Here is a 21,013-nt window from a genome sequence, read left to right as displayed (position 1 = left end):
GCCTACCCTTATTAGGAGGTTTTGGTGCGATCTGCCCGGTGTAGCAACCCGGCGGCGACCAGGCCACCGATCAACACCGCAGCCGCGCCCACCAACTGCCCCGTCTCCAGCGCCGAGGCGAAGGCGACAGTCACGACCTCCCGTTCGGTTCCTTCACCGGCGGCGGCGAGAGCCGCGGGAAACGACCCGGCACCGGCCAGGGCCGCCGGCAGCAGCGCCGCGAACCGGGCGTTCAGCACGGCACCCAGCACCGCGATGCCGAGGCTGCTGCCGACCTCGGTCATGGTGCCGTCGACACCCGCGCCCGCGCCGGCCTTCGCCGCCGGGATCGCGCTCATCACCGCCTCGACGATGGCCGGATTGGCAAGCGCGCAACCGACACCCATGACGAGCAGCCCGACCAGCAGCACCCCGTACCCGTCGGACGGGAAGAGGGTGACCAGCGCGAGACCGGCCGCGAGCAGCGTCATGCCAACGGCGATGGCGACCGCCAGGCCGAGCCGGCGGATCACACTCGCGACGACGCCACTGACATTGAGCAGCACGATGGACAGCGCGAAGGGCGCCATCCGCAGACCGGCCTCCCAGGCGGGATAACCCCTGACGAACTGGAGGTGCTGGGTGAGCAGGAACAGCGCGCCGGTCGCGCCGAACGTGATCAGCACGACGCCGGAGATCGCACCGACGAAGCGCCGGTCCCGGAAGAAGCGCATGTCCAGCATCGGGTGCGCGATCCGTCGCTCCCACCGCACGAAGATCCCGAGCAGGAGTACGCCGACAACCGCCGCGCCGATCACCTCCGTCGACGCCCACCCGCGCTCCGGCCCGGAGATGATCGCCCAGACGACAGCGGTCAGGCCGGCGGTGGAGAGCAGCGCGCCGAGCACGTCGAGTCGACCGCCGGCCGGCCCGCGGGACTCGGGGACCAGCGCACGACCGACGAACAGGCAGACCAGCACGATCGGCACGTTCATCAGGAAGATCGCGCCCCACGGCAGATGCGCGAGGATCGTGCCGCCGATCGGTGGCCCGATGGCGAAGCCCAACGCGCTGGTGGCGGCCCAGATGCCGATCGCCCGGGATCGCTCGGCGGCGTCGAAGACCTGCATCGCCACCGCGAGCGTCGCGGTGACCAGCAGCGCCCCACCGACGCCCATCCCGGCCCGCGCGGCGATCAACTGCCCGCTGGTGCTGGCCAGACCGGCGGCCAGCGAGCCGACCCCGAACAGGACCAGCCCGGCGAGCAGCATCCGACGACGGCCGTACCGGTCGGCGGCGCTACCTGCGGTGAGCAGCAACCCGGACAGCACCAACGCGTACGCGTTGATCATCCACTGCACCTCGGCGGTGCTGGCACCCAACTCGGTGGTGAGCACCGGCACCGCCACTGTCAGCACCGTGTTGTCCAACACCACCACCAGTTGCGCGACGCACAGCACGGCCAGGATGAGCCATCGCTGTGGCAGTCGTGCCGGTGTCGCGGTGTCGGTGGCCGGCTGGACGGTGGTCACGCCACCGCCTTGACGCCGTCCACTGCGGGCTGCTCGGTGGGCTGCTCGGCGGTCGGGCCGACGGCGGGGCCGGGCCGGTGCGGGAATCGCCGCTGGTGGGAGAGGCCGAGGGCGACCCCGGCGGCCACCAGCACGATGGCCGCGACAGCTACCGCCGGATAGCCGACCCGCTCGGCCGCCGCGAGACCGATGGACGCGGCCACGAACGAGCAGACCAGGCCGAACGACGACAGCACCGTGAAGTCGGTGCCGCCGGTGTCGGGCCGGGAGTAGTCCATGTTGACCGTGTAGAGCACGACGTTGGCGATGGTGTAGGCCACCATGAAGCAGCAGAGCGCGGCGACCGTCCCGCCCAGCGGAGCCCTGCCGTTCATCAGCGGCAGCAGCAACAACGTCGACACCGTGAGCGCCACGCCGCCGACCACCAGCACGCCACCGCGCCCGAACCGCCCGATCCCGAGACCCGCGACCAGGCCCGCCACGATGGCCGGGGCGCTGATCACCACGCCGGTGACGACGCCGATCCGACCCAACGACCACCCGGCGTCGACCAGCGCCGGGGTGACCAGGGCGTACGCCATGCCCGCACCGACGTACACCAGCGGCACCACACCGAAGGTCCACCACCGGCAGCCCGGCTGGCCGAACACCGACAGCAACGCCCGGTAGGCAGCGCCGATTCGTTCCACCCGATCGGTACGGGGAGGCTCCCGGAACCGCCACACCACCAGCAGACCGACCGCTGTCATCGCGGCCAGCAGGCCGATCGCCGGCACCCAGCCGAACTGGTCGTAGACCAGGACGCAGGCTCCACCACCGAGCAGGTTGCCGAGGTAGCTCGCGGCGACCTGGATGCCGTTGCCGGTGCCCCGGGCCGAGTCGGCCAGCATCCGGACCGCGACGGCGTCCACGGCGATGTCCTGGGTGGCCGAGAAGAACACGTACGCGGCGCAGATCGCGATGATCGGGCCGAGTGCGTCGGCCGGGCTGGCGAACGGCAGTAGCGCCAGCAGGGCGAGCACGAGGGCGGTCTGGAGCACGAGCAGCCAGGAGCGGTAGTGGCCGCGGTGCCGTGAGCCGTACCGGTCGAGGATCGGCGCCCAGAGGAACTTGATGGGCCAGATCAGGCCGACGATCTGCAACAGCGCCAGCGTGTCCAGCGAGGTACCACCGTCGCGCAGGATGGCGGTGAGCCCGACGGTGATGAAGCCGACGCCGAGGTACTGGGTGACGTACAGCGCGGTCAGGGTGCCGAGCCGGCCCTTCATGCCGCTTTCCAGTAGCCGAGGGAGGTCAGCCGGTCCTTGTCGACGCCCAGCGTCTTGCGCAGGTGTCGGGTGATGCCCCGGGTGGTGGCCGCCTCGCAGGCCACCCAGTAGTGGCCAGCGCCGCTGGTCGGCACTGCCGCGCAGACCGTGTCGACGAGATGCTGACCCGCGTCGCGCCTTGGCACCCAGGTGACGTCGTGGTGCGCCCGGGCCCGCAGCGCGAGTGCCTTCTCGCCCTCGTGGGCGTACTCCAGCCACACCGTCGCCGGAATGTCGGCACCGGCGTCGAGCAGACTGTTCACCGCAGGCAGCGAGGCCGCGTCGCCGACCAGGTAGAGGTGCTCGGGCGCGGGGTCGGGCAGCTCGAAGGCGCTGCCCTGCATCGTCGCGCTGATGGTGTCGCCGACCTTGGCCGTGGTGGCCCAGCGGGCCGCACAGCCGTCGTGGATGGCGAATTCGAGTGTGAATCGGCCGGTGGCCGGATCGGGGTCCACCAGCGTGTACGCGCGCTGGTGGGCCCTGCCGTCGTTGTCGAACCACAGCCGGATCCACATCGTGGGGTGCACCCCGCACGTCTCCAGCAGGCCGCCCCCGTCCAGGAGGAGCCGCTGGTAGTGCCCGTCGATCGACTCGGTGCTCAGGACGGTCAACTGAAAGTCCCGCCCTCCCATGGCCTTGAGGACCAGGGCCTCCCAGTTCCGTTTCACGCACCCCTCCAGGTAAGGTCATCCTTGGTTAGGGGAGGTTAACCTAAGTTGCGCCCCGGATGGAACAGAGGACAGCGCCCGATGACGTACCAGGAGAAGATCGCCGGTCTCGGCGAGCTGTCGTTGGTGACCGTGGACCCGGACCGGGACGCCGCCCTCTTGCACGGTTGGGTGACCCTGCCCCGCAACTCCTTCTGGGGCATGGGTTCGCACACCCTCGAAGAGGTCCGCGAGATCTACGCCTTTGTAAACAGTCTGCCCACGCACCACGCGTACCTGATCACCGTCGACGGGGAGCCGGTCGGCCTCTTCCAGAGCTATCAGCCCGAGGCGGACCCGGTCGGCGAGCGCTACCCCGTCCAGCCCGGCGACGTGGGGATGCACCTGCTGCTCAGCCCCGACCGACGCCTCGCCCGCAGCCTCACCAACGCGGCCGGCCCGGCCGTCGCCCGCTTCCTGTTCCGCGATCCGGCCGCGCAGCGGATCGTCGTGGAGCCGGACGTCCGCAACCACCTCGCCCTGCGCCGACTGGAGATCGAGGGCTTCACCTTCGACTCCGAGATCGACATGCCGGACAAGCGGGCCCAACTCGCGTTCCTGACCCGCGCCCGGTTCGCGGAGAGGCACCCGACGCCGGCCTGACCAGCGACGCAGCCGGCGACTGTCAGCCGTTGGCGTTCCAGAAGCCGACGAGGGTCGCGGTCCACCAGGCGAGCTGCGAGATCGTGGCGGCGGCGACGCCGGGCAGCAGGGCGGACCAGGGTGGGCGGCCCTGCACGGCCACGAGTCGATCCCGGACCCGGCCGAGGAACAGCCCGTTGACGCCGACCACGAGCACCGCCAGCAACTTGACCCAGACCAGCCCGGACGACGTGTCCGGTCCGAGGGCGGCCCCACTGGCGAGCAGACCCACCAGACCCAGCCAGATGAGCAGGTGCGCTCCGCGGGCGGCGGTCAGCACGGTGCCGAGCGGTTCCTGGCGCAGCAGCCAGCGGAGGCTGAACCAGTCCACCGTCAGCACCGCGCCGAAGCCCACCACGAGGCAGGTCAGGTGGCAGAAGAGGGCGACCATCCGCGCACCCGGAGAGAGGGTCACGTGCGGTGCGACGAGGATCGCGACCAGCCATCCGAGACTGACCGTCAGAACCGAGGCGACGATGGTGGCCCGGCCGGCGGCGCGACGGTGGCCGCCGCGCCAACCGGCCGCCGGCATCGGCATGACCGCGTCGGCCGGTGCCGCGCTGCGGGTCCGGTGCGTCGCGCGCCGCAAGGGGCGGACGGCGTCCGACGTGACGGCACGGTGGGCGGGACGGGACGCCCGGGACGGGGGGTGGACGTCGGTGTGCAGGTCAGACGTCCGCATCGGCCGGTCCTCTGGGCCGCATGTTCAGCCGCCCGGAGCGGCGGTGGGCGCGCCGGGCCGGTTGTCCAGCGTGTTCAGCTCGGCGGCCCGCGCCTGCTGGATCCGGCCGGCGAGCGCCTTCAGCTCCGGGCTTCCCCCGGCGGCCTGCTCGCCCCGGCACAGCACCACTGTCTGCGCGAGGTGCGCCCGGATCAGACCAGCCGCCCGGGACGACACCTCCGCGTCGGACGCGGCTCGTAGCTCGGCGAGGCTGGCCTCGGTGACCATGCCGGGCATCTGATGCCCCTCGTGGATGTTCAGCTCCGGCACGTTGCCCGCTGCCAACAGCCCACGCAGGTCCCGCAACTCCGCCTGATGGGCCTTCCGGACCTCGCCGAGGAGGGCCCGCAGCCACGGATCCGCCGGGCGGTTGTCGAGCTGGTCGATCAGCGCGAGCGCGCCCTCGTTCATCGGAATCAGCAGTTGGATGAAGGCGTCGTCGGTGCCGTTGAGCACCACCTGCGCGGTCGGCACCGCAGCGGTCGGCGACGCTGCTACCGACGACGCTGCTGGTGCCTGGTCGGTGCGGCCCCAGCCCTGACTGAGCCCGACGGCCAATGCTGTGGCGACCAGGGTCGCGACGACGCCGACCAGCCGCCCGGCCCGTACGCGACGCCCTCGGCGCACCACCATGATCTGCTCGTCCATCCGTTCGCCGGTGCTCAACGGGCGGCTTGGAACGCGCGGCCGACCACTGTCGCCTCGGTCCCGTCGCTGAACAACCCGGACCGGTCCTTTTCCGTGGCGGGTAGCCCGAACCAGGCGTAGCGCTGGAGGTAGGGGAGTTGGCCGAGCATGGCGGTGGCCGCCGTGAGGAAGGCCGCCTGCTGCTGCTGAGTGGGAAACTGCGAACCGCCCCCGGCGAAGCGGATCAGCGCGAACTCGGTCAGCCAGATCGGCTTCCGGTAGCGCTGGTAGACGGCCTGGAGGTACTGCCGGAGTTGGGCCACCGCAGTGGCGGTCGTGAAGTCGGCGCCGAACCAGTGCAGCGTGATGAAGTCCACCCGGTGGCCCCGGGCCTGCGCGCCGGTCATGAACCTGTCCAGCCAACCCTGCGGGTCCGGCCCGCCCCAGGCGACCGCCGGGCTGCCCAGTTTGCTGCCCGTCGCCATCAGCTGCGGCCACAGGTCCAACGCCTGCTCGACTGTCATGTTCGCCTGCTCGGGCATGTCCGGCTCGTTGAAGGTGAGCAGGTACGGCCCGGCGGCCTTGGCCCGTGCCAGCTCCGCGGCGGTGACGTTCTCCGCGCTGCGGATCATCGGCACGAACGTCGCACCGCGCGGCGTGCTGATCCCCGGGTGCTGGGTGCCCCAGGTGTAGTACCAGCCGGCCTTGGAGTTCGCCAACGCCTGACTCGCCCCGGCGAAGTTCCACACCCCGACGCCCTTGCGGGCGGAGCTGACCGCCGGCGCGACCGCAGCCTTCGACGAGGGCCGTGCGCTCGGCGAGGGCGCGACGCTCGGGGCGGCGACGGCGGTGGGCGCGGCAGACGGCGGCGCCGCCCACAAGGGTGCGGACGGCTCGTCCGGCAGGATCACCACCGCCATGGTGATGGCCAGGACGGCGGCGGCCACACCGGCGGCGAGGGACGGTACGAGGCCACGGGGCCGGTTCACCGCGAGGTCGACGACGCTCGGGCCGCCGCCCGCATCGGTGGGCACCGCGCCCGGTGGGGTCGACCCGGCGGCGGGTCCGGCCGTCGGGCCAGGCGGCGCGACGGCCTGCGCGGCGGCTGCCGGGGTGGCCGCGCTCGGCAGGTGGGCGCCGAGACCCGCCGGCAGCGGCAGCAACGGCATACCGGCGAGCAGCCGATCGATCGGCAGCAGGGTGGTGCCCAGCCGTCCGCAGAACGCGCAGTCGCGGACGTGTCGAGCCAGTCGCTTGCGCCACAGCGAGCTGGGCGTGCCGTCCCACTCGGCGGTCACGGCTCCCAGGTCCGGGCAGCCGGGGCGGGCGCGGAGCGCGCGTACGACGCCGCGGGCGCTCTGGATCTGCTCCTTCATCCGGTGGATCCGCACCGCGACGTGCCCGGGTGACAGCCCGAGCGCGTCGGCGACCTCGTTCCGGGTGATCTCGCCGGTCTCCTCCAGCCACCACAGCGAGAGCAGTTCCTGGTCGTCCGGGTCGAGCCAGCGGGTCGCCTCGGCGACCTCGCGTCGTTGGTCGGTGAGGCCGAGCCGGAGGATGGTCATCCCCGCGAAGTCGGAGGCGGGGTCGGGCACGTTGTGGATCGCGTCGAGACCGGCATCGCGGTTGAGCGCGACACGCCGGCGCGTCTCCCAGTCACGCACCTGGCGGATGGTGATCGCCACCAGCCAGGACCGGTATGCCGCCGGGTCGTTGAGCGCGGGCAGGTACCGGATCACCCGTACCAACGTCTCCTGGACCACGTCGTCGACGTCGGCGTGCCCGCGCAGCGCACGCCCGACGATGTTGTAGACCAGCGGGAGCGAGGCCGCGACGACGTCGTCGAGAGCGCGCTGGTCGCCCTGCCGGGCCGCGACGACCAACCCGACATCGGGCAGTGCTCGACCGGCTGACGACATGGGTCTCACTCCTTGGATGCTGATCCGCGCGGCGCCCACGCTGGGTGTGCTGACCGCCCTCAAGATCGGAGACTCGCGGCAGCGGGTGGGATTACAGAATTCCCGGGCCGCCGGCTCGCCACAAGCGAGACGGGTCCGTCGCCGGCGCATATGTGGTGGCGGTGGCGGGTATGGTGCGGGGTGTCGGTGTCGCCGGGCGCTCGCCCGTGCACAGGACACCAGCATTCGGGCGCCAGCGTGTGCGCCGAAGCGTCACCAGGTCGCACGGCCGACGTTGCCGAGGCCCCAGACGCACCCCTTTCGTAGAGACAGGATCCCTGCATGACATCGAACGACAACGGTCGACCCGCCCTGTTCCTCGCCACGTCCCACGGTGACGTGCTGGACGGACCGGCGGTGACCTTCGACAGCAGCGAGGAGGCCATGCGGCGACTGCGCCACCCGTTCGCGGTGAAGCCGGCCCAGCCGGCCACGACCGCTGTCGACGCCTTGGATCAGCGCGGCTGATCCCCGCCAGCTCCCTCCCTAAACGCCTAGCCTCATACTTTCGGCTAGAAAATAATCGGTCTTTCGGGTAGTGTCCGGGTCATCAAGTGAACGACATGACGCGGTGGCGAGGCCCGTGCTCGTGGCCTTGCGACAGCGCACCTTCGCCCGTACGTGCGCCCCGGCGGCAGCCGGTTCGGAGACTCTTCCGGTCGACTCGATCGACGGGCCTGCGGGAAGGACCACCCACATGGCCACCATCGTCGACAACGCCAGCAGCGCCACCAGCGCCGATCAGCGGAGCAGCGAGCAGAGCCCGGATGACCTCCTCGCCGCCTTGGCGGCGACCCCGGCGGACGATCCCCGCCGCCCGGCAGTGCGGGACCGCGCCATCGAGGCGTGGCTGCCGCTCGCCCGGCACCTGGCGCGCCGCTACGGCGGGCGCGGCGCACCCGACGACGACCTGGCCCAGACCGCCTTCGTCGGGCTCATCAAGGCCGTGGACAACTTCGACCACGACCGAGGTGTCGACTTCAGCGGGTACGCCATTCCCACAATCATCGGCGAGATCAAGCGGTACTTCCGGGACCGCACCTGGGCGGTGCGGGTGCCCCGCCGCCTCCAGGAGCTGCGCCTGTCGATCAGCGCGGCGAACAGCGCCCTTACCCAGACCCTCGGCCGCTCGCCGACCGTCGCCGACATCGCGTCCCACCTCGACGTGACCGAGGAGACCGTGCTGGAAGGGCTGGAGGGCGCGCGCGCCTACCGGGCCACGTCTCTGTCCACCCCGACCGGGGCTGACGGCAGCCGGGAGCTCGGGGACACCCTCGGCGACGACGACCGCGCTTTCGACCTCGTCGAGATCCGCGTCGCCCTCGGCCCGGCCCTCGCCACGCTGCCGGCACGCGAGCGCCAGATCCTGAGCCTGCGCTTCCACGGCAACCTGACCCAGGCCCAGATCGCCGAGCGGATCGGCGTCTCACAGATGCACGTGTCCCGGCTGATCACCCGCTCGCTGGCCGCGCTGCGCCTCCAGCTCAACCCGGACATCGCTGCCTGAGCCCGATCAGAGTTGGATGACGTGGCCCACCCGTGGCGGCGTACGACCGGCGAGAACCTCGAGCCACGCGTGTCGCAGCGCCTCCGGCCCGGCACCCACCCGAACGTCCAGCCACCCGCTCACCACCGCGGCGAAGCGTTGCCACGCCTCGGTGAACCGCTGGTCGAGGCCGTCGCGGCCCCAGTCGTGGCTGCGCTTGCGCATCTGCACCGGCGCGAAGAACACCTCCTCGGCGGCGGCGGCGTTCGGCGTCTGGTTGGTGAGCCCGACCGCGATGTCCCGGACGAGCCGATCGCCGAGGCGTCGACGCACTGCGGCACGGGTCGAGGGTGCCCCGGACAGGTCGAGATAGACCGTCGGGACCACGTCGAGGGCGTCGATGTCGTCGTACGACACGACCTCGTCGTAGCAGCCGAGCGACCGGGTGAACGCCAGGTTGCTTGGCGAGGTGAGACCGACCAGGCGCGGCCCACGCCCGTTCAGCTCGAACGCTGCGGCGTACGCGGTCTTGCTCGACGCCGACGACACCAGCAGCGCGTCGGCACCGTAGAAGTCGTTGTCGACGACCTGGTCGGCCAGCATGAACGAGGTGAAGAACAGCGGACGGAACAGGATCAGCAGATCTTCCTGGTCGCGCTGGTACGCCGGGTCGCCGGTGGTCGACCGGTACGCGTTGTACGGCGACGGCAGTTCGGCCCGGTGCGGGCTCGCCTCGCGGAACCCGGACGCGTCCACCCGGTCCGGCCGCACCACGAGGTGACCGGCGGGCGGCAGGTAGCCGTAGATCCGTTGCCCTACCTCGACACCGGCCACCGCCGAGGCGACCACCTCGGCGAAGCCCCAGAGCGGCGGCAGGCCCCACTGCGGCCCGAGGCCCTGGGCGGCCGGCGGAAAGAACTGCCAGTACCGCATCGGGTCGCCGAGCACCGCGTAGGTCACGTTGTTGGCGGTGAGGCCGACGCGGTCCACGCGCAGCAGCGCCTCACCGTCGGCCAGGGCGGGGGTGGAGCCATCGACGAGCGTGGTCTGCCCGAGGTCGTCACGCGCCACGGCGAAGGTCCATGAGTCAGCCATGAGGTGACGCTAGACAGCCTCGCAATCGGAGACAAGTGCACTGGGAGTGCAAAATCCCACTGCGCCCGGTCAGTGTCGGAGCGCGGCGAGGTCGCGGAGGTGCGCGAGCGGCAGGTGCGGTGGCCGCCACTCCACGAACAGGGCGGTGGCGTCGTCATCGAGTTGGTCGTCCTGGTAGCCGACGACCGCGCGGACCAGGCGACGCATCGTCTCCGGGCTGGGCAACCCGTCGTTCAGGGCGCGGTTGACGAAGTCGACGAGCCGGTCCAACCCGAACTGCTCCCCCTCCGCGCTACGGGCGTCGGTGATGCCGTCGGTGTAGGCGAGAATGCGGTCGCCCGGGTGCAAATTCTCCACGTGCACCCGCGGTCGGCGAGGGGACAGGTGACCCAGGCCCAGCGGCAACACGGTCGGCCCGGGTAGCTCCCGAACTGCCTTGCCGTCACGCAGCAACATCGCACCGGGATGCCCAGCGTTGATCATGCTGAGCTGGCCGGTCTGGCGGTCCAACTCGATGAGCAACCCGGTCGCGAAGAAGTTCGGGTGCTCGGAGCGCACCCACCGGTCGATGCTGATCGCCGTGTCGACCAGGTCGAGGCCACACCGACGGGCATTGCGGTACGCGCTGACCACCAGCGAGGCCAGGGTGCTCGCCTTGATGCCGTGCCCGCAGGTGTCGAAGAGCCCGACGCTGAGCACGTCGTCGTTCAACGCGTAGTCGAAGATGTCGCCGCCGACGTCGTAGCACGGTTCGAGGATGGCGGTGACCACCAGGTCGTCGGTGGCGAAGGTCAGCGGCGGGAGCAGGCCCCACACGATCTCGGCCGCGACCTGCATCGGCATCCGCCGCCGCATCCGCTCGACCACGTCACCGTAGAGCCGGCGGTTGACCAGGATCTGGGCGACGTTGACCGCCACCTCCCAGGCCGGAGCGTCCATCGTCTCGTCGGCGGCGGCCGGGGAGACGATCTCCAGTACGCCCATCCGCTCACACCCGAGCAGCAGTGGCACCCAGACCCGGTCCGGGTTGTCGGGCGCGCGCTGGATGGCGAGGGTGGTGAAGGCCCGACCGGCGAGCGTCGTCTCGATCGGCAACTGATCCCGGTCGAGTCCCGCGCCGAGCAGCGGCACGAGGAGGGTCTGCGTGTAGTCGGCCAGATAGATCACGATCTCGCTGGCATCGAGAGCGGGCGCCGCACGGGCGACCAGTTGCGACACCTCGTCCGGGCCACCCCGGGGCGCGTTGAGCTGCAACCAACGCACCACCTCGCCGATGTCGGCCATGCTTCACCTCCCCCTGTCCAGCGGTGAGGCTACCCCGCCCCAGCGCATTCTCCGCCCGCCTCGACCATCGCGCTGAGGAGCGCGGACAGCGGCACGGTGGCGAATCCCACTCGCGCGTCACTCGCCCCGTACGGCACCCACAACTCACCGTCGTGCACGAGCGCGCCGCAGGAGTACACGACGTTCGGCACGTACCCGTCCCGGTCGTCCTCGTCGGGTGCGAGAAGCGCACCAGGCAGGTGAGCGACGACCCGCTCGGGTGTGTGCAGGTCGAGCAGGAGCGCACCGATCGCGTACCGACGCATCGGCCCGACGCCGTGGGTGAGCACGAGCCAGCCGACGTCGGTCTCGATCGGTGATCCGCAGTTGCCGACCTGGATCAATTCCCAGCTCTCGCCCGGTGCGTGCAACGGGGTCGGGGCCTGCCAGCGGCTCTCGCCGTCCAGGGCGGTCAGGCCGATGGTCTCGCCGTCGGCGCGGCACAGTGCCAGGTGCCGGCCGCCGACGGTACGCGGGAACAGCGCGAGCCCCTTGTTGCGGGCACCCGGTCCGCGCATCGGGGTCATCTCGAACCGGCGCAGGTCGTCGCTGGCCAGCGCCCGGGTGGCGATGTTCCGGCCGTCGTAGGCGGTGTAGGTGGCCCGGTACACCGGCCCGGATTCATCGACGAAGCGGACGAACCGGGCGTCCTCCATGCCGTTGCTCTCCGCCGGGGTCGCCGGCCACAGCACCCGTTGGTGCAGGACCGTGTCCGCGGGGAAGGCCGTGGCGTAGCTACCGGCGTTGGTGCGACGAAGTTGTTCGACGGTCCCCAACCCGGTGCTGCGGGAGAGCAGATCGGGTGGCAGGGTGCCGAGCACCCGCTCGAAGGCGGCCTCGTCGTACCACTCGGGCAACGCGTCCAGCACCGTGGCCGCGACCTCGTTGTCGCACTCCTCCTCGGCCAGGCCGGCAACGAGCAGGTCCCGGCGGTGCCGTACGCCCATCCGCTGCCCGACGACCAACGGCCCGGCCCGGTCGGCGATCGTGAGCTGTTCCCCTGGTCCGACGATCGCGGTGGCGAAACCGATCGAGGACACGTGGCCCTCCCCTACCTGGCGCAGGCTGATGGCGACGCGCAGCTGCCCCGGGCCGAGACCGCTCTGGTCCGGGTGGACCACCATCGACGGGTTGCACAGGGCGGCGGCCTCGACTGCGTACTCGTGGCTGAAGTAGGCGCCGACCAGCAGCCGGCTGTTCGGTGAGAGGTCCCGGGCCCGCGCGGCGCGGTGCCGGACCAGCTCGTAGTGGTGCTGGAAAGTGCCAGCCAGGTCGCGGTGCCGGGCGCCGAACCGGTCGAACGTGTCCCGCAACAGCCGGCCGGTCTCCTCGTCGTCGAGGTGCGCGACCCGGTCGATGAGCGCCCGCGCGCGGTTACGTACCACCGCGGCGTCCTCACCCGGTACGAAGAGCTTGACGATGACACGGCGTGGGTCCGGGGTGAGAGTGACGTCCTGCCGGACGGCCAGACTCCCTGTCACGACCACCGCCGGGCGTGCTGCAGCGTGGAGATGAGCGCGAGGGTGGACTCGGCGCCCTGGTTGAGGTTGGGCCCGTGCGCGGTCAGCCCGTCGTAGCCACCGCCGGTCGCCGGATCCCACATCGGCGTGCCGAGGTCGTTGTCGCCGAGGAACCATCCGACCGCCTGCCGCACCCCGTTGTCCCACTCCGGGTCACCGGTGACAGTGGCCGCCGTGGCACAGGCATCGGCGAGGGCGGCGACCTCGATCGGCTGCTGGTCGTGGTGCAGCCGTACGGCGCCGCGCCGCCAACCCCCGGCGGGTACGACCGACAGCCGTCCGTCGCGGAGCTGGACATCGCGCAGCCAGGTCAACATGCGCAGGCCATCGTCGAGAGGTGGGCCACCCTCGCGAAGCTGACTCGCGGCGATGACCACTTCGGCGAGGGCGGCACTCGCGTACGTCAGCTCCTGCCGTGGCCACGGCCACCCCCGATCGGAGGCCGGCGGGCCGATCGTGCTGGCCGCGTCCGCCAGCAGGGACGCGGCGGCGACGTGGCCCGGATGACGGCGAAGCACCTCGGCCGCGCCCAGACCGGCGAAGGCCATCGTGTGCGGGGCCTTGGCTCGGCGGGTGGCGCCCCGGCTGAAGGCGACCAGCGCCTCCTCGCGTACCCATGGGGCGGGGCTGCGGGCGACGGCAGTGCCCAGGCCCCACAGAGCTCGACCCCACCAGTCGCCGAGCCCTGGTTCGTCGACCCAACGCCGGTCGTACCCGAGCCGGTTGCGGAACGCTCCGCCGGCGTCCTGTGCGTGGGTCAGGAACGCCAGGTATCCCTCCGCCAGCCGGAGCAGTTCCTCGCTCGGCTCCGGCTCGCGGCTGACGACCAGCAGGCCGCGGGCCACGTCGTCGGTGCAGTAACCATGCTCACGCCGGACGATGGCGTGCCGTGCGTGCTCGAACAGACCGGTGTCATCGCTGAGCCGAGCCAGGTGCGCGAAGCTCGGCGCGGGTGCCGTCACCCAGCGCCCACGCGTCGACGTCCGGGGGCGTCCGGTGGTCGCCGTCACGCCGGCACGGCGCTGACGGCGGGTGAGCGGGCGTCGACGAGCTCTTCGGCGAGGGCGCCGTAGCGGGCCGCCACCGCAGGCCAACGCAGGTGCGCGGCCAGCGGGCGAACCCGTCCGGCCAACCGGGCGGTCAGGCCCGGTTCGGTCAGGACCCGCCGGATCGCCTTGGCCAGTGCCGTCGGGTTCTGGTGGGGTACGACCAGACCGGGCCCACCGGTCAGCAGCTCGACGGCGTGCGGGAACGCCGTCGCCACGACGGGCACTCCGGCGGCCACCGCTTCGATGAGCACCCCGGAGGTGACCTGTTCGCGGGAGTCGTAGGGCAGGACGACCACGTCGGCGGAGCGGATCAACCGGCCCAGCGCCTCCTGGTCGTGGTAGACGTCCTGGTAGTCGACGGCGTGCGCGACGCCCAGCTGGGCACCGAGCTGGTGCAGCCCCGCCCGGTACACCTCACCGTGGTGCTCGATCACCTTCGGGTGGGTCCGCCCCGCCACCGTGTAGGTCGGAGTCGGTTCCAGATCCTGCAACCGCGCGAGGGCCCGCAACGACCACTCGATGCCCTTGCCCGGCCCGAGCAGCCCCCAGGTCAGCAGGTGCGGGCGGGTACGCCGGTCGACGGGTACGCCGGCAAGCTCGGCCGCGCCGTGCGGGATAACCGTCACCTTGCCCGCTGGCACGGCGTATCCGACGAGCAGCCGGTCGCGGGCCGTGTCGGTCATCGTGACGACCGCCCCGGCGGTCGCCACGATCTGCTCCAACAGGGATTTCTGCCGGGCCGAGGGCTGGCTGAGCACTGTGTGCAGAACCACGATGCTCGGCACGCTGAGCCGCCGCAGCAACGGCAGGACCTCCTCGCCGTCGGTGCCGGGGTAGATGCCGTACTCGTGCTGGACGATCGCCACGTCGTACGCGTTCAGAGCGGCCGCCGCCTCCCGCCAGCCGGCCGGGTTACGCGCCGACCAGGTGTGCACGACCCCGGGTACGGGTCGCTGGTCGTCGCCCTGATCGGTGACCCGGACGATGCCGCTGCGGGTGCCGTCGGCGGTCAACTGGGCGGCGAGGGCCGCGTTGAAGGTGGCCAGTCCGCACCGGGTCGGTGGGTGGGTGCTGAGGAATCCGTAGCTGAGCATGAACATCGGGCCTTCCGGTTGTCGGCCACCGCAGGAGTACGAGTGAGCCTCACGCGGGGACGGCGCACGCCGGTCAGCGTGTGTGACCGGCGGAACGGAGAGCGGTGCAGTTCAGTCAGTTGCGGACGAGATTGTCGTAGACGGCGAGATAGTCGGTGACCATCCGGTCCGCGCTGAAGCGCTTCAGAGCCCGCGCCCGACACTGCACCCGATCGAGGCCGGCGACCCGGGTGATCGCTTCGACGGCCTGGTCGACGGTGGAGACGAGGAGACCTGTCACCCCTTCGTCGACGACCTCGGGCATGGAGCCTCGCTTGTAGGCGACGACCGGGGTGCCACAGACCATCGATTCCACCACCGACAGCCCGAACGGCTCGTCGAAGGCGATCGGGTGCAGCAGTGCGGTGCTGTCACCCAGTACCTCGGCACGCCGTCGCGGACCCACCGACCCGAGGAAGGCGACCTGGTCGCCGTCGATGTGCGGGGCCACCTGTTCGGCGAAGTACCGCTCGTCCTGGACGATCCCGCAGATGGTGAGGGGCCGGCCGGCGCGGCGGGCGATCTCGATCGCGGTGTGGGTGCCCTTGTCCGGGTGGATCCGGCCGAAGGCGGCCAGCCCAGGACCGGCCTTGTTGGTGAACGGCAGTCCGGCGACATCGACGCCGTGGTAGACCGTGGCCACGTAGTCCAGCTCCGGCGCCCGGTCGGCGTCGGAGATCGACACGTACGACGAGCGGGCTCGGCCATAGGCGGGCAGGATCCCCGCGCCGGAGAAACCGTGCACTGTGGTCAGCAGCGGCGCGCGGCAGTGTTCCGCGAACGCCAGCGGCAGCCAGTCCAGGTGACTGTGCACGAGGTCGAACTGCGCCGAGCGGGCCATCGCGTGGGAGACGTGCATCGCCTCCCACACCCGACCGTCCAGGTCCGGGTCGTCCGCGTACCCCCGTGGGCAGACTCCGTCGAGCTGGGCGGACGTGACGGAGTCCAGTGTCGCGAAGAGCGTCACGTCGATCCCGCGGCTGACCAGCCCTTCGGCGAGCAAGCCGGTCACCTGCTCCCACGGGCCGTAGTGATGTGGGGGCGTACGCCAGGCGACCGGTCCGACCAGCGCAACCCTCAAGGGGAAGACGACGCGTCGACGAGATCAGCTGGGTTGAGGTTCAGGGTGGCGAGCAGCCCTGAGTGCTTGGCCGGGTCCACCTGCTCGGGCAGTTCGCGCTCGACCCAGGCGGCCCGGGCCACCTGACCCCGGTCGCGAAGTGCGGCGACGATCCGATCCCTGGCGATCCTCATCTGGTACTCCCTAGTTAAGGCGTTCGGAACAATTCGCACGGAGGGTGTACCCAGGTGCGCGCGTCGGGCAACCGACCGCCGGACACCGACGACGCGGCGCCGGTCGGTCGGGACGCGGTCTGCGATCAGCCGACACGACCGGTACGTCGCGGCGATGGAGAAGATGAGCGGTAACGCCCCTGGCGGGCTGGTGGCGACGGCGTCTGGCGGCCACCGGGGTCCCGGGCGACATGTTCACCGTACGCCCTCGCGGCGGTCCGCCGCACCAGCCCTGGACGGGCCGGAGGTCAGGGCTCCAGCACCACCTTGCCGGCCCGGGTGCGGTTCTCGGCGAACACCAGTGCCGCGGAGACCTCGCTGAGCGGATAGCGGGCGGCGATCTGCGGCACGATCACTCCCTGCCGCAGCAGGTCGAACACGATGCCGAGATCGGTGCGCAGGCGACGGCGGAACGCGGCGCGCCGGGTGAGCTGGCCGGCCCAGAAGTTGTAGAAGCCGGCCCGGTGGCCGTTGGGCAGCGCGTTCCAGGTGTAGAGGCGGGTCAACAGCTTCACGAAGACCCACACGACCGACTGCCCGGTGCCGACGGCGGCGGCATTGCCGTAGACGACCAGCTTGCCGCCGGGGGCGAGCAGGGCGTACGAGGTGCGTACGCCCGGGCCGGCCACCGGGTCGAAGACGGCGTCGACGCCACCCGGCGACAGCTCGCGGACCCGCGCGGCCATGTCCGGGTCGCGGTAGTCGAGCGGTTCGACGCCGAGTGCGCGCAGCCCGGCGTGGTGCCGCTCGGCGGCGGTGCCGATGACTCGCAGGCCGAGGTGTCGGCCGAGTTGGACGAGCACGCTCCCGACGCCGCCGTTCGCGCCGTGCACGAGGATGGTCTGTCCGGCCGTCAAGTCGGCGTCCCGCAGCATCTGCCAGGCGGTCACCCCGTTGACGACGACGGTCTCGGCCGCGGCAGGGTCCAGACCCACGGGTACGGCAGCCAGGGCATCGATGTCGACAAGCGCGTGCGTGGCCCAGGCACCGGTCTTGGTGACCGCCGCCACCCTGGTGCCGACCAGTGCGTCGTCGCCGCCGGGACCGACCTCCCGGACGGTGCCGACGAGGTCGTAGCCGGGCACGAACGGGAACTTCGGCTGGCCGGGGTAGAGGGCGTGGCGCATCTGCTGCTCGGCGAACGAGATGCCGGTGGCCTCGACCTCGACGAGCGCCTGCCCCCGGGCGGGCACGGGCATCGCGCGCCGGTGCAGCAGGAGGCCGTCGGGCTCGACCACGCCGGGCAGTACCACTTCGGTGATCGTCGTTTCGGTGGTCATCGAGGTTCTCCCTTGTTTGTAAGTGCGCACTCACACACTTGTTGGACCGAAAGATTGGGCCGCCGTAGCGGCCCAGCGTCGGGGTCGGTCAGGGGTGGCGAATGCCGGCGGTCAGGGCTCGGGCCCAGGGCTCAGGGACCTGCTCCAGGCCGGCGGTCACGATCAGGTGGCACAACTGGCCGTACGCGAAGAACTGCTGCACCTGCGCGTCGCTGGCCCGGGCCCGACTCTGCACGAAGGTCGCGACCCGCCGGTAGCCGGCCCGCACCGCCTCGGCGACCTCCGGGATGTCCGTGACGGCCTGCGCCTGCACCTGGAAGAGCAGCAGGTCGCGATCGGCGATCAACTCCGCGTAGGCACCGCCCATGGCGTCGAGGACCCCCTCCGGGCTGTCACCCCGGGCGCGCTCCGCACCCGCCTCGATCGCGTCGGCGATCCGGTCGAAACACGCCCCGGCCGCCGCCACGAACAAGCCGAGCTTCCCGGAGAAGAGCCGGAAGACGTACGCCTCGGAGATGCCGGCGGCGGCGGCCACGGCGGTGACCGGGGTGGCGTGGAAGCCGGCGCGCGCGAACACCGACACGGCGGTGTTCAGGACGGTGACCCGGCGGGCCTCGGCAGTGGATCGCATGTTTGTAAGTGTGCACTCACAAACAAGGGTCGTCAAGTCGCTCGGTTTGTCAGGGTGCGATGCGCAGCAGCCGGATCGCATTGTCGTCGTAGTCACCGAAGCGGTACCGGAGACCGGCGAACGGGCTGCCGGGGAAGTCGCCGGTGATCGTCGTGGTCACGACGGTGCCGGTGGCAGTGACCTCGACGTCGGTGATCTCGTACGACACCAGCGGCACGGCACGACGCCACGCACGGATGGCCTGGATGCCCCGGTGCTCGGTCGACTCGTCCTCGACCACGGCGTCCTCGGCGAAGAGGGCGAAGTAGTCCTCGGAGTCGGGCTGGCCGGCGAGCTCGAAGTAGCGGCGGATGATGGCCGGTGCGGCCTGGGTGGCGGTCATGGTTGGCGTCCTCCCTGGACGTTGTGAAGATCAGGTCAGACCGTCGGGATGGTGCCGCCGTCGATGACGTGTTCGGCGCCGACGATCGCCGAGGCACGCTCGGAGACCAGGAAGGCCACCAGGTCGGCGACCTCCTCCGGCCGCGCCGGGCGGCCGAGCGGGATCCCACCCAGCGAGTCCATCAACTGCCCCAGGGCGGTGTCGCGGTCGACACCACTCCCCACGGCGAGGCGGTCGACGAGCGCGTCGGCGGCGGTGGTCTGGATGAAGCCGGGTGCCACGCTGTTCACCCGGATGCCGTACGGAGCGAGTTCGTTGGCCAAACCCTTGCTGTACGCGGTCAGCGCCGCCTTGGCCGCCGCGTACCCCAGGGTGGCCTGGTACATCGGCTTGCGCCGCTGAATCGAGGTGAGATGCACGATCGCGCCGGCGCGCTTTTCGATCATTGACGGAACGAGGCGCCGGTCCAGGCGTACCGCGCCGAGGAGATTGAGGTTCAGCTCGTCCATCCAGGCCTGCTCGGTGAGCGCGGCGAAACCACCGGACGGAGCGTGCGACCCACCGACGACGTGCACGACGATGTCCGCGCCCCCCTCGGCGAGCAGGCGTTCGGCCACCGTCCCCGCGCCGTCGACGCTCGACGTGTCGGCGGCGATGAACCGATCGGCGAACTCGTACCCCGCCGGCTCACTGCGGGCGCTGACCCACACGTCCGCCCCGACCTCGCGCAGCCGGGCGGCGATCGCCGCGCCGGCCCCCTTCGTACCTCCGGTCACCAGCGCGCGGCGACCGTGCAGTGAGTCCCGCTGGGACATCTGTTACTCCTGTCTGGGCAGCATGAAGCGGCAGTCGTATAGTTACTGCTGAAACAGCAGCTACTAACTTCGACACTAGCACCTACTCGGGAGAGGGCACAGTTGTGGCCGGGAAGATCCGCTTGGAGGACCGCGAATGCCCGCTGTCGAGCGCGCTCGGCCACGTGGGCGAGTGGTGGACGCTGTTGATCCTGCACGACGCCTTCGACGGCTACACCCGGTTCGACCAGTTCCAGGCCAACCTGGGCGTCTCGTCCAGCATCCTGACCAGCCGGCTGAAGACCCTCACCGGTCAGGGGTTGCTCGAACGACGCCGTTACCAGACCAGGCCCGACCGTTACGAGTACGTCCTCACCGACCTCGGCCGCAGCCTGCGGCCCGTCGTCGTCGCCCTCGCCGCCTGGGGTAACTCACGCCTCGAGCCGAGCGAGCGCAGCATGATCCTCGTCGACCGGACCACAGGGGTGGAGGCCGACCCGGTGATCGTGGACCGCCGCACCGGTCGCCCGCTCGACGACGCCGACTTCGTGTTCGCCGCCGGCCCGGCCGCCAGCGAGACCATGCGCAAACGCTACGAGCACATCCCCACCCGGGTTACCCCGCAGCGGCCCTGACCGGCTCACTCCAGCGGATGGAGGCGGGCCGGGTCGCCGGGGCGGAGGCTGTCCGGCACGTCGTCGGCGCTGCTGGCGGCGATCGAGCCGAGCAGCGCCAACGAGCGGGCGGACTCCGTACCGGGCTCGGCGTGGTAGATCACCAGCAGCTGCCCGTCGGCGCCCGCCACCGCGAGCTTGTCGCAGTACAGGTCGAGATCGCCCACCTCGGGGTGGTGCAGCCGGCTGACGATGCCCTCCCGCCGACGCACCTCGTGGCGCGCCCACAGTTGCCGAAAGCAGTCGCTCTTGAGTGACAACTCGCCCACCAGCGCCGTCAACCGTGGGTCGTCGGTGGCCCCGCCCGAGTCGGCACGCATCTGCCCCACGACGCTCTGCATCGCCTGCCGCCAGTCGCGGAACAGCTCCCGCTCGGCCTCGTCCAGGAACACCGCCAGGAGTCGGTTGGCGCCCGGGGCGAGATTCGGCGACAGCGCCCTCGCCATCGGGTTCGACGCCAGGATGTCGAGGTAGCGATTCTGCACGAAGGCCGGCATGGAGAGCTGCCGCAGCAGGTGCAGGATGCTGGCCGGCACCCGCTCGGCGGCCGGTCGGGCCGCCCGGCGCGACCGCGCACGGCTCAACCCGATCATGTACGCGGTCGCCTCCGGATCCAGCCGCAGCACCCCGGCGAGGGCATCGAGGACCTGCACCGAAGGGTGCCGCTCGCGACCCTGCTCCAATCGGAGGTAGTAGTCGGCGCTGATGCCGGCCAGCATCGCCACCTCCTCACGCCGCAGGCCCGGCACCCGGCGCAGGCCAACGCCCGGGCCGAGCCCGACGTCCTCGGGCCGGGTCTGCTCCCGGCGGGCACGCAGGAAGTCGCCGAGCGGGTTCGTTGCGTCCATGCCACCGACGGTAGATCGCCGGGCGGCCCGGT

General features: G+C 71.2%; 22 protein-coding genes. 4 read left to right on the top strand and 18 right to left on the bottom strand.

Translation table 11 applies throughout. From position 1 onward, the window contains the following. Nucleotides 1-11: 11 nt before the first annotated feature. From PSH03_RS26755 to PSH03_RS26745, 3 genes are read right to left on the bottom strand one after another with little or no spacing between them, the layout of a single operon-like run. A complete protein-coding gene (locus PSH03_RS26755; RefSeq protein WP_238690764.1) occupies nucleotides 12-1,511 on the bottom strand; it encodes an MFS transporter in 1,500 nt (499 codons plus the stop codon). Beyond that, nucleotides 1,508-2,779, bottom strand: a complete 1,272-nt coding sequence (locus tag PSH03_RS26750) for an MFS transporter (RefSeq protein WP_238690763.1) — start codon at nucleotides 2,777-2,779, stop codon at nucleotides 1,508-1,510. Before PSH03_RS26750 ends, PSH03_RS26755 begins: the two co-directional genes overlap by 4 nt. Further along, nucleotides 2,776-3,486, bottom strand: a complete 711-nt coding sequence (locus tag PSH03_RS26745; protein WP_210785702.1) for a siderophore-interacting protein — start codon at nucleotides 3,484-3,486, stop codon at nucleotides 2,776-2,778. Before PSH03_RS26745 ends, PSH03_RS26750 begins: the two co-directional genes overlap by 4 nt. An 81-nt stretch (nucleotides 3,487-3,567) precedes the next feature. On the opposite strand from PSH03_RS26745, the gene PSH03_RS26740 reads away from it, so the two are divergent. Further along, the gene (locus PSH03_RS26740; protein ID WP_238690762.1) at nucleotides 3,568-4,128 is read left to right on the top strand and encodes a GNAT family N-acetyltransferase; all 561 of its coding nucleotides are present in this window, start codon (nucleotides 3,568-3,570) and stop codon (nucleotides 4,126-4,128) included. A 22-nt stretch (nucleotides 4,129-4,150) separates the two neighbouring features. Here the strand turns inward: PSH03_RS26740 and PSH03_RS26735 are convergent, their stop codons facing one another. From PSH03_RS26735 to PSH03_RS26725, 3 genes are read right to left on the bottom strand one after another with little or no spacing between them, the layout of a single operon-like run. After that, nucleotides 4,151-4,849 carry a hypothetical protein gene (locus tag PSH03_RS26735; protein WP_210785700.1) on the bottom strand — a complete coding sequence of 233 codons (699 nt, stop codon included), beginning with the start codon at nucleotides 4,847-4,849 and terminating at the stop codon, nucleotides 4,151-4,153. Nucleotides 4,850-4,873: 24 nt separating this feature from the next. After that, nucleotides 4,874-5,536: a DUF305 domain-containing protein gene (locus PSH03_RS26730; RefSeq protein WP_238690761.1), complete on the bottom strand. Its 663-nt coding sequence runs from the start codon at nucleotides 5,534-5,536 to the stop codon at nucleotides 4,874-4,876. Between the two features lie 14 nt (nucleotides 5,537-5,550). Next, complete coding sequence (locus tag PSH03_RS26725) at nucleotides 5,551-7,434, bottom strand: sigma-70 family RNA polymerase sigma factor (RefSeq protein ID WP_238690760.1); 1,884 nt, start codon at nucleotides 7,432-7,434, stop codon at nucleotides 5,551-5,553. Nucleotides 7,435-7,755: 321 nt separating this feature from the next. On the opposite strand from PSH03_RS26725, the gene PSH03_RS26720 reads away from it, so the two are divergent. Together PSH03_RS26720 and PSH03_RS26715 are read left to right on the top strand one after the other, a co-directional pair. After that, nucleotides 7,756-7,941, top strand: coding sequence for a hypothetical protein (locus tag PSH03_RS26720; protein WP_210785698.1), 186 nt, complete (start codon nucleotides 7,756-7,758; stop codon nucleotides 7,939-7,941). Between the two features lie 229 nt (nucleotides 7,942-8,170). Continuing rightward, nucleotides 8,171-8,980, top strand: coding sequence for a SigB/SigF/SigG family RNA polymerase sigma factor (locus tag PSH03_RS26715; protein ID WP_238690759.1), 810 nt, complete (start codon nucleotides 8,171-8,173; stop codon nucleotides 8,978-8,980). Between the two features lie 6 nt (nucleotides 8,981-8,986). Here the strand turns inward: PSH03_RS26715 and PSH03_RS26710 are convergent, their stop codons facing one another. The 11 genes from PSH03_RS26710 to PSH03_RS26660 form a co-directional block, all read right to left on the bottom strand. Continuing rightward, entirely contained in the window at nucleotides 8,987-10,054 is a 1,068-nt protein-coding gene (locus PSH03_RS26710) for a DUF2855 family protein (RefSeq protein WP_238690758.1), read from the bottom strand. A gap of 69 nt (nucleotides 10,055-10,123) precedes the next feature. Beyond that, nucleotides 10,124-11,338: a PP2C family protein-serine/threonine phosphatase gene (locus PSH03_RS26705; protein ID WP_210785695.1), complete on the bottom strand. Its 1,215-nt coding sequence runs from the start codon at nucleotides 11,336-11,338 to the stop codon at nucleotides 10,124-10,126. A 29-nt stretch (nucleotides 11,339-11,367) separates the two neighbouring features. Next, nucleotides 11,368-12,858: a glycoside hydrolase family 130 protein gene (locus PSH03_RS26700; RefSeq protein WP_238690757.1), complete on the bottom strand. Its 1,491-nt coding sequence runs from the start codon at nucleotides 12,856-12,858 to the stop codon at nucleotides 11,368-11,370. Next, a complete protein-coding gene (locus PSH03_RS26695; protein ID WP_210785693.1) occupies nucleotides 12,855-13,907 on the bottom strand; it encodes a glycosyltransferase in 1,053 nt (350 codons plus the stop codon). The genes PSH03_RS26700 and PSH03_RS26695 overlap by 4 nt, the downstream gene beginning before the upstream one ends. Beyond that, nucleotides 13,904-15,040, bottom strand: coding sequence for a glycosyltransferase (locus PSH03_RS26690; RefSeq protein ID WP_238690756.1), 1,137 nt, complete (start codon nucleotides 15,038-15,040; stop codon nucleotides 13,904-13,906). The genes PSH03_RS26695 and PSH03_RS26690 overlap by 4 nt, the downstream gene beginning before the upstream one ends. Nucleotides 15,041-15,155: 115 nt before the next feature. After that, the gene (locus PSH03_RS26685) at nucleotides 15,156-16,160 is read right to left on the bottom strand and encodes a glycosyltransferase family 4 protein (protein WP_238690755.1); all 1,005 of its coding nucleotides are present in this window, start codon (nucleotides 16,158-16,160) and stop codon (nucleotides 15,156-15,158) included. Further along, on the bottom strand, nucleotides 16,157-16,333 hold the full coding sequence (locus PSH03_RS26680; protein ID WP_210785691.1) for a hypothetical protein: 177 nt from the start codon (nucleotides 16,331-16,333) through the stop codon (nucleotides 16,157-16,159). Before PSH03_RS26680 ends, PSH03_RS26685 begins: the two co-directional genes overlap by 4 nt. Nucleotides 16,334-16,620: 287 nt before the next feature. Continuing rightward, nucleotides 16,621-17,652 (bottom strand): medium chain dehydrogenase/reductase family protein, encoded by a 1,032-nt coding sequence (locus PSH03_RS26675; RefSeq protein WP_238690754.1) that lies wholly within the window; start codon nucleotides 17,650-17,652, stop codon nucleotides 16,621-16,623. Between the two features lie 88 nt (nucleotides 17,653-17,740). Further along, nucleotides 17,741-18,283 (bottom strand): TetR/AcrR family transcriptional regulator, encoded by a 543-nt coding sequence (locus tag PSH03_RS26670; RefSeq protein ID WP_238690753.1) that lies wholly within the window; start codon nucleotides 18,281-18,283, stop codon nucleotides 17,741-17,743. 49 nt (nucleotides 18,284-18,332) lie between these two features. Continuing rightward, nucleotides 18,333-18,665, bottom strand: a complete 333-nt coding sequence (locus tag PSH03_RS26665; RefSeq protein ID WP_238690752.1) for a nuclear transport factor 2 family protein — start codon at nucleotides 18,663-18,665, stop codon at nucleotides 18,333-18,335. 35 nt (nucleotides 18,666-18,700) lie between these two features. Next, nucleotides 18,701-19,480, bottom strand: coding sequence for an SDR family oxidoreductase (locus PSH03_RS26660; protein ID WP_210785687.1), 780 nt, complete (start codon nucleotides 19,478-19,480; stop codon nucleotides 18,701-18,703). A gap of 122 nt (nucleotides 19,481-19,602) precedes the next feature. Between PSH03_RS26660 and PSH03_RS26655 the strand changes: the two genes are divergently transcribed. Beyond that, a complete protein-coding gene (locus PSH03_RS26655) occupies nucleotides 19,603-20,094 on the top strand; it encodes a winged helix-turn-helix transcriptional regulator (RefSeq protein ID WP_210785686.1) in 492 nt (163 codons plus the stop codon). A gap of 5 nt (nucleotides 20,095-20,099) precedes the next feature. Here PSH03_RS26655 and PSH03_RS26650 read toward each other — a convergent pair whose 3' ends face one another. Further along, on the bottom strand, nucleotides 20,100-20,981 hold the full coding sequence (locus tag PSH03_RS26650; protein ID WP_210785685.1) for a helix-turn-helix domain-containing protein: 882 nt from the start codon (nucleotides 20,979-20,981) through the stop codon (nucleotides 20,100-20,102). Nucleotides 20,982-21,013: the final 32 nt, after the last annotated feature.

It is taken from the genome of Micromonospora salmantinae (assembly GCF_022230905.1).
GTDB classification, from domain to species: domain Bacteria; phylum Actinomycetota; class Actinomycetes; order Mycobacteriales; family Micromonosporaceae; genus Micromonospora; species Micromonospora salmantinae.
The sequence above is the reverse complement of the archived record's forward strand: the minus strand, read 5'-3'. Positions and strand labels throughout refer to the sequence as shown.

Coding starts and splice junctions, on each gene's coding strand:
- PSH03_RS26750 (WP_238690763.1), bottom strand. CDS start 2,779: ATGAAGGGCCGGCTCGGCACCCTGACCGCGCTGTACGTCACCCAGTAC.
- PSH03_RS26740 (WP_238690762.1), top strand. CDS start 3,568: ATGACGTACCAGGAGAAGATCGCCGGTCTCGGCGAGCTGTCGTTGGTG.
- PSH03_RS26735 (WP_210785700.1), bottom strand. CDS start 4,849: ATGCGGACGTCTGACCTGCACACCGACGTCCACCCCCCGTCCCGGGCG.
- PSH03_RS26730 (WP_238690761.1), bottom strand. CDS start 5,536: ATGGACGAGCAGATCATGGTGGTGCGCCGAGGGCGTCGCGTACGGGCC.
- PSH03_RS26725 (WP_238690760.1), bottom strand. CDS start 7,434: ATGTCGTCAGCCGGTCGAGCACTGCCCGATGTCGGGTTGGTCGTCGCG.
- PSH03_RS26720 (WP_210785698.1), top strand. CDS start 7,756: ATGACATCGAACGACAACGGTCGACCCGCCCTGTTCCTCGCCACGTCC.
- PSH03_RS26715 (WP_238690759.1), top strand. CDS start 8,171: ATGGCCACCATCGTCGACAACGCCAGCAGCGCCACCAGCGCCGATCAG.
- PSH03_RS26710 (WP_238690758.1), bottom strand. CDS start 10,054: ATGGCTGACTCATGGACCTTCGCCGTGGCGCGTGACGACCTCGGGCAG.
- PSH03_RS26705 (WP_210785695.1), bottom strand. CDS start 11,338: ATGGCCGACATCGGCGAGGTGGTGCGTTGGTTGCAGCTCAACGCGCCC.
- PSH03_RS26690 (WP_238690756.1), bottom strand. CDS start 15,040: ATGCTCAGCTACGGATTCCTCAGCACCCACCCACCGACCCGGTGCGGA.
- PSH03_RS26680 (WP_210785691.1), bottom strand. CDS start 16,333: ATGAGGATCGCCAGGGATCGGATCGTCGCCGCACTTCGCGACCGGGGT.
- PSH03_RS26675 (WP_238690754.1), bottom strand. CDS start 17,652: ATGACCACCGAAACGACGATCACCGAAGTGGTACTGCCCGGCGTGGTC.
- PSH03_RS26670 (WP_238690753.1), bottom strand. CDS start 18,283: ATGCGATCCACTGCCGAGGCCCGCCGGGTCACCGTCCTGAACACCGCC.
- PSH03_RS26665 (WP_238690752.1), bottom strand. CDS start 18,665: ATGACCGCCACCCAGGCCGCACCGGCCATCATCCGCCGCTACTTCGAG.
- PSH03_RS26660 (WP_210785687.1), bottom strand. CDS start 19,480: ATGTCCCAGCGGGACTCACTGCACGGTCGCCGCGCGCTGGTGACCGGA.
- PSH03_RS26650 (WP_210785685.1), bottom strand. CDS start 20,981: ATGGACGCAACGAACCCGCTCGGCGACTTCCTGCGTGCCCGCCGGGAG.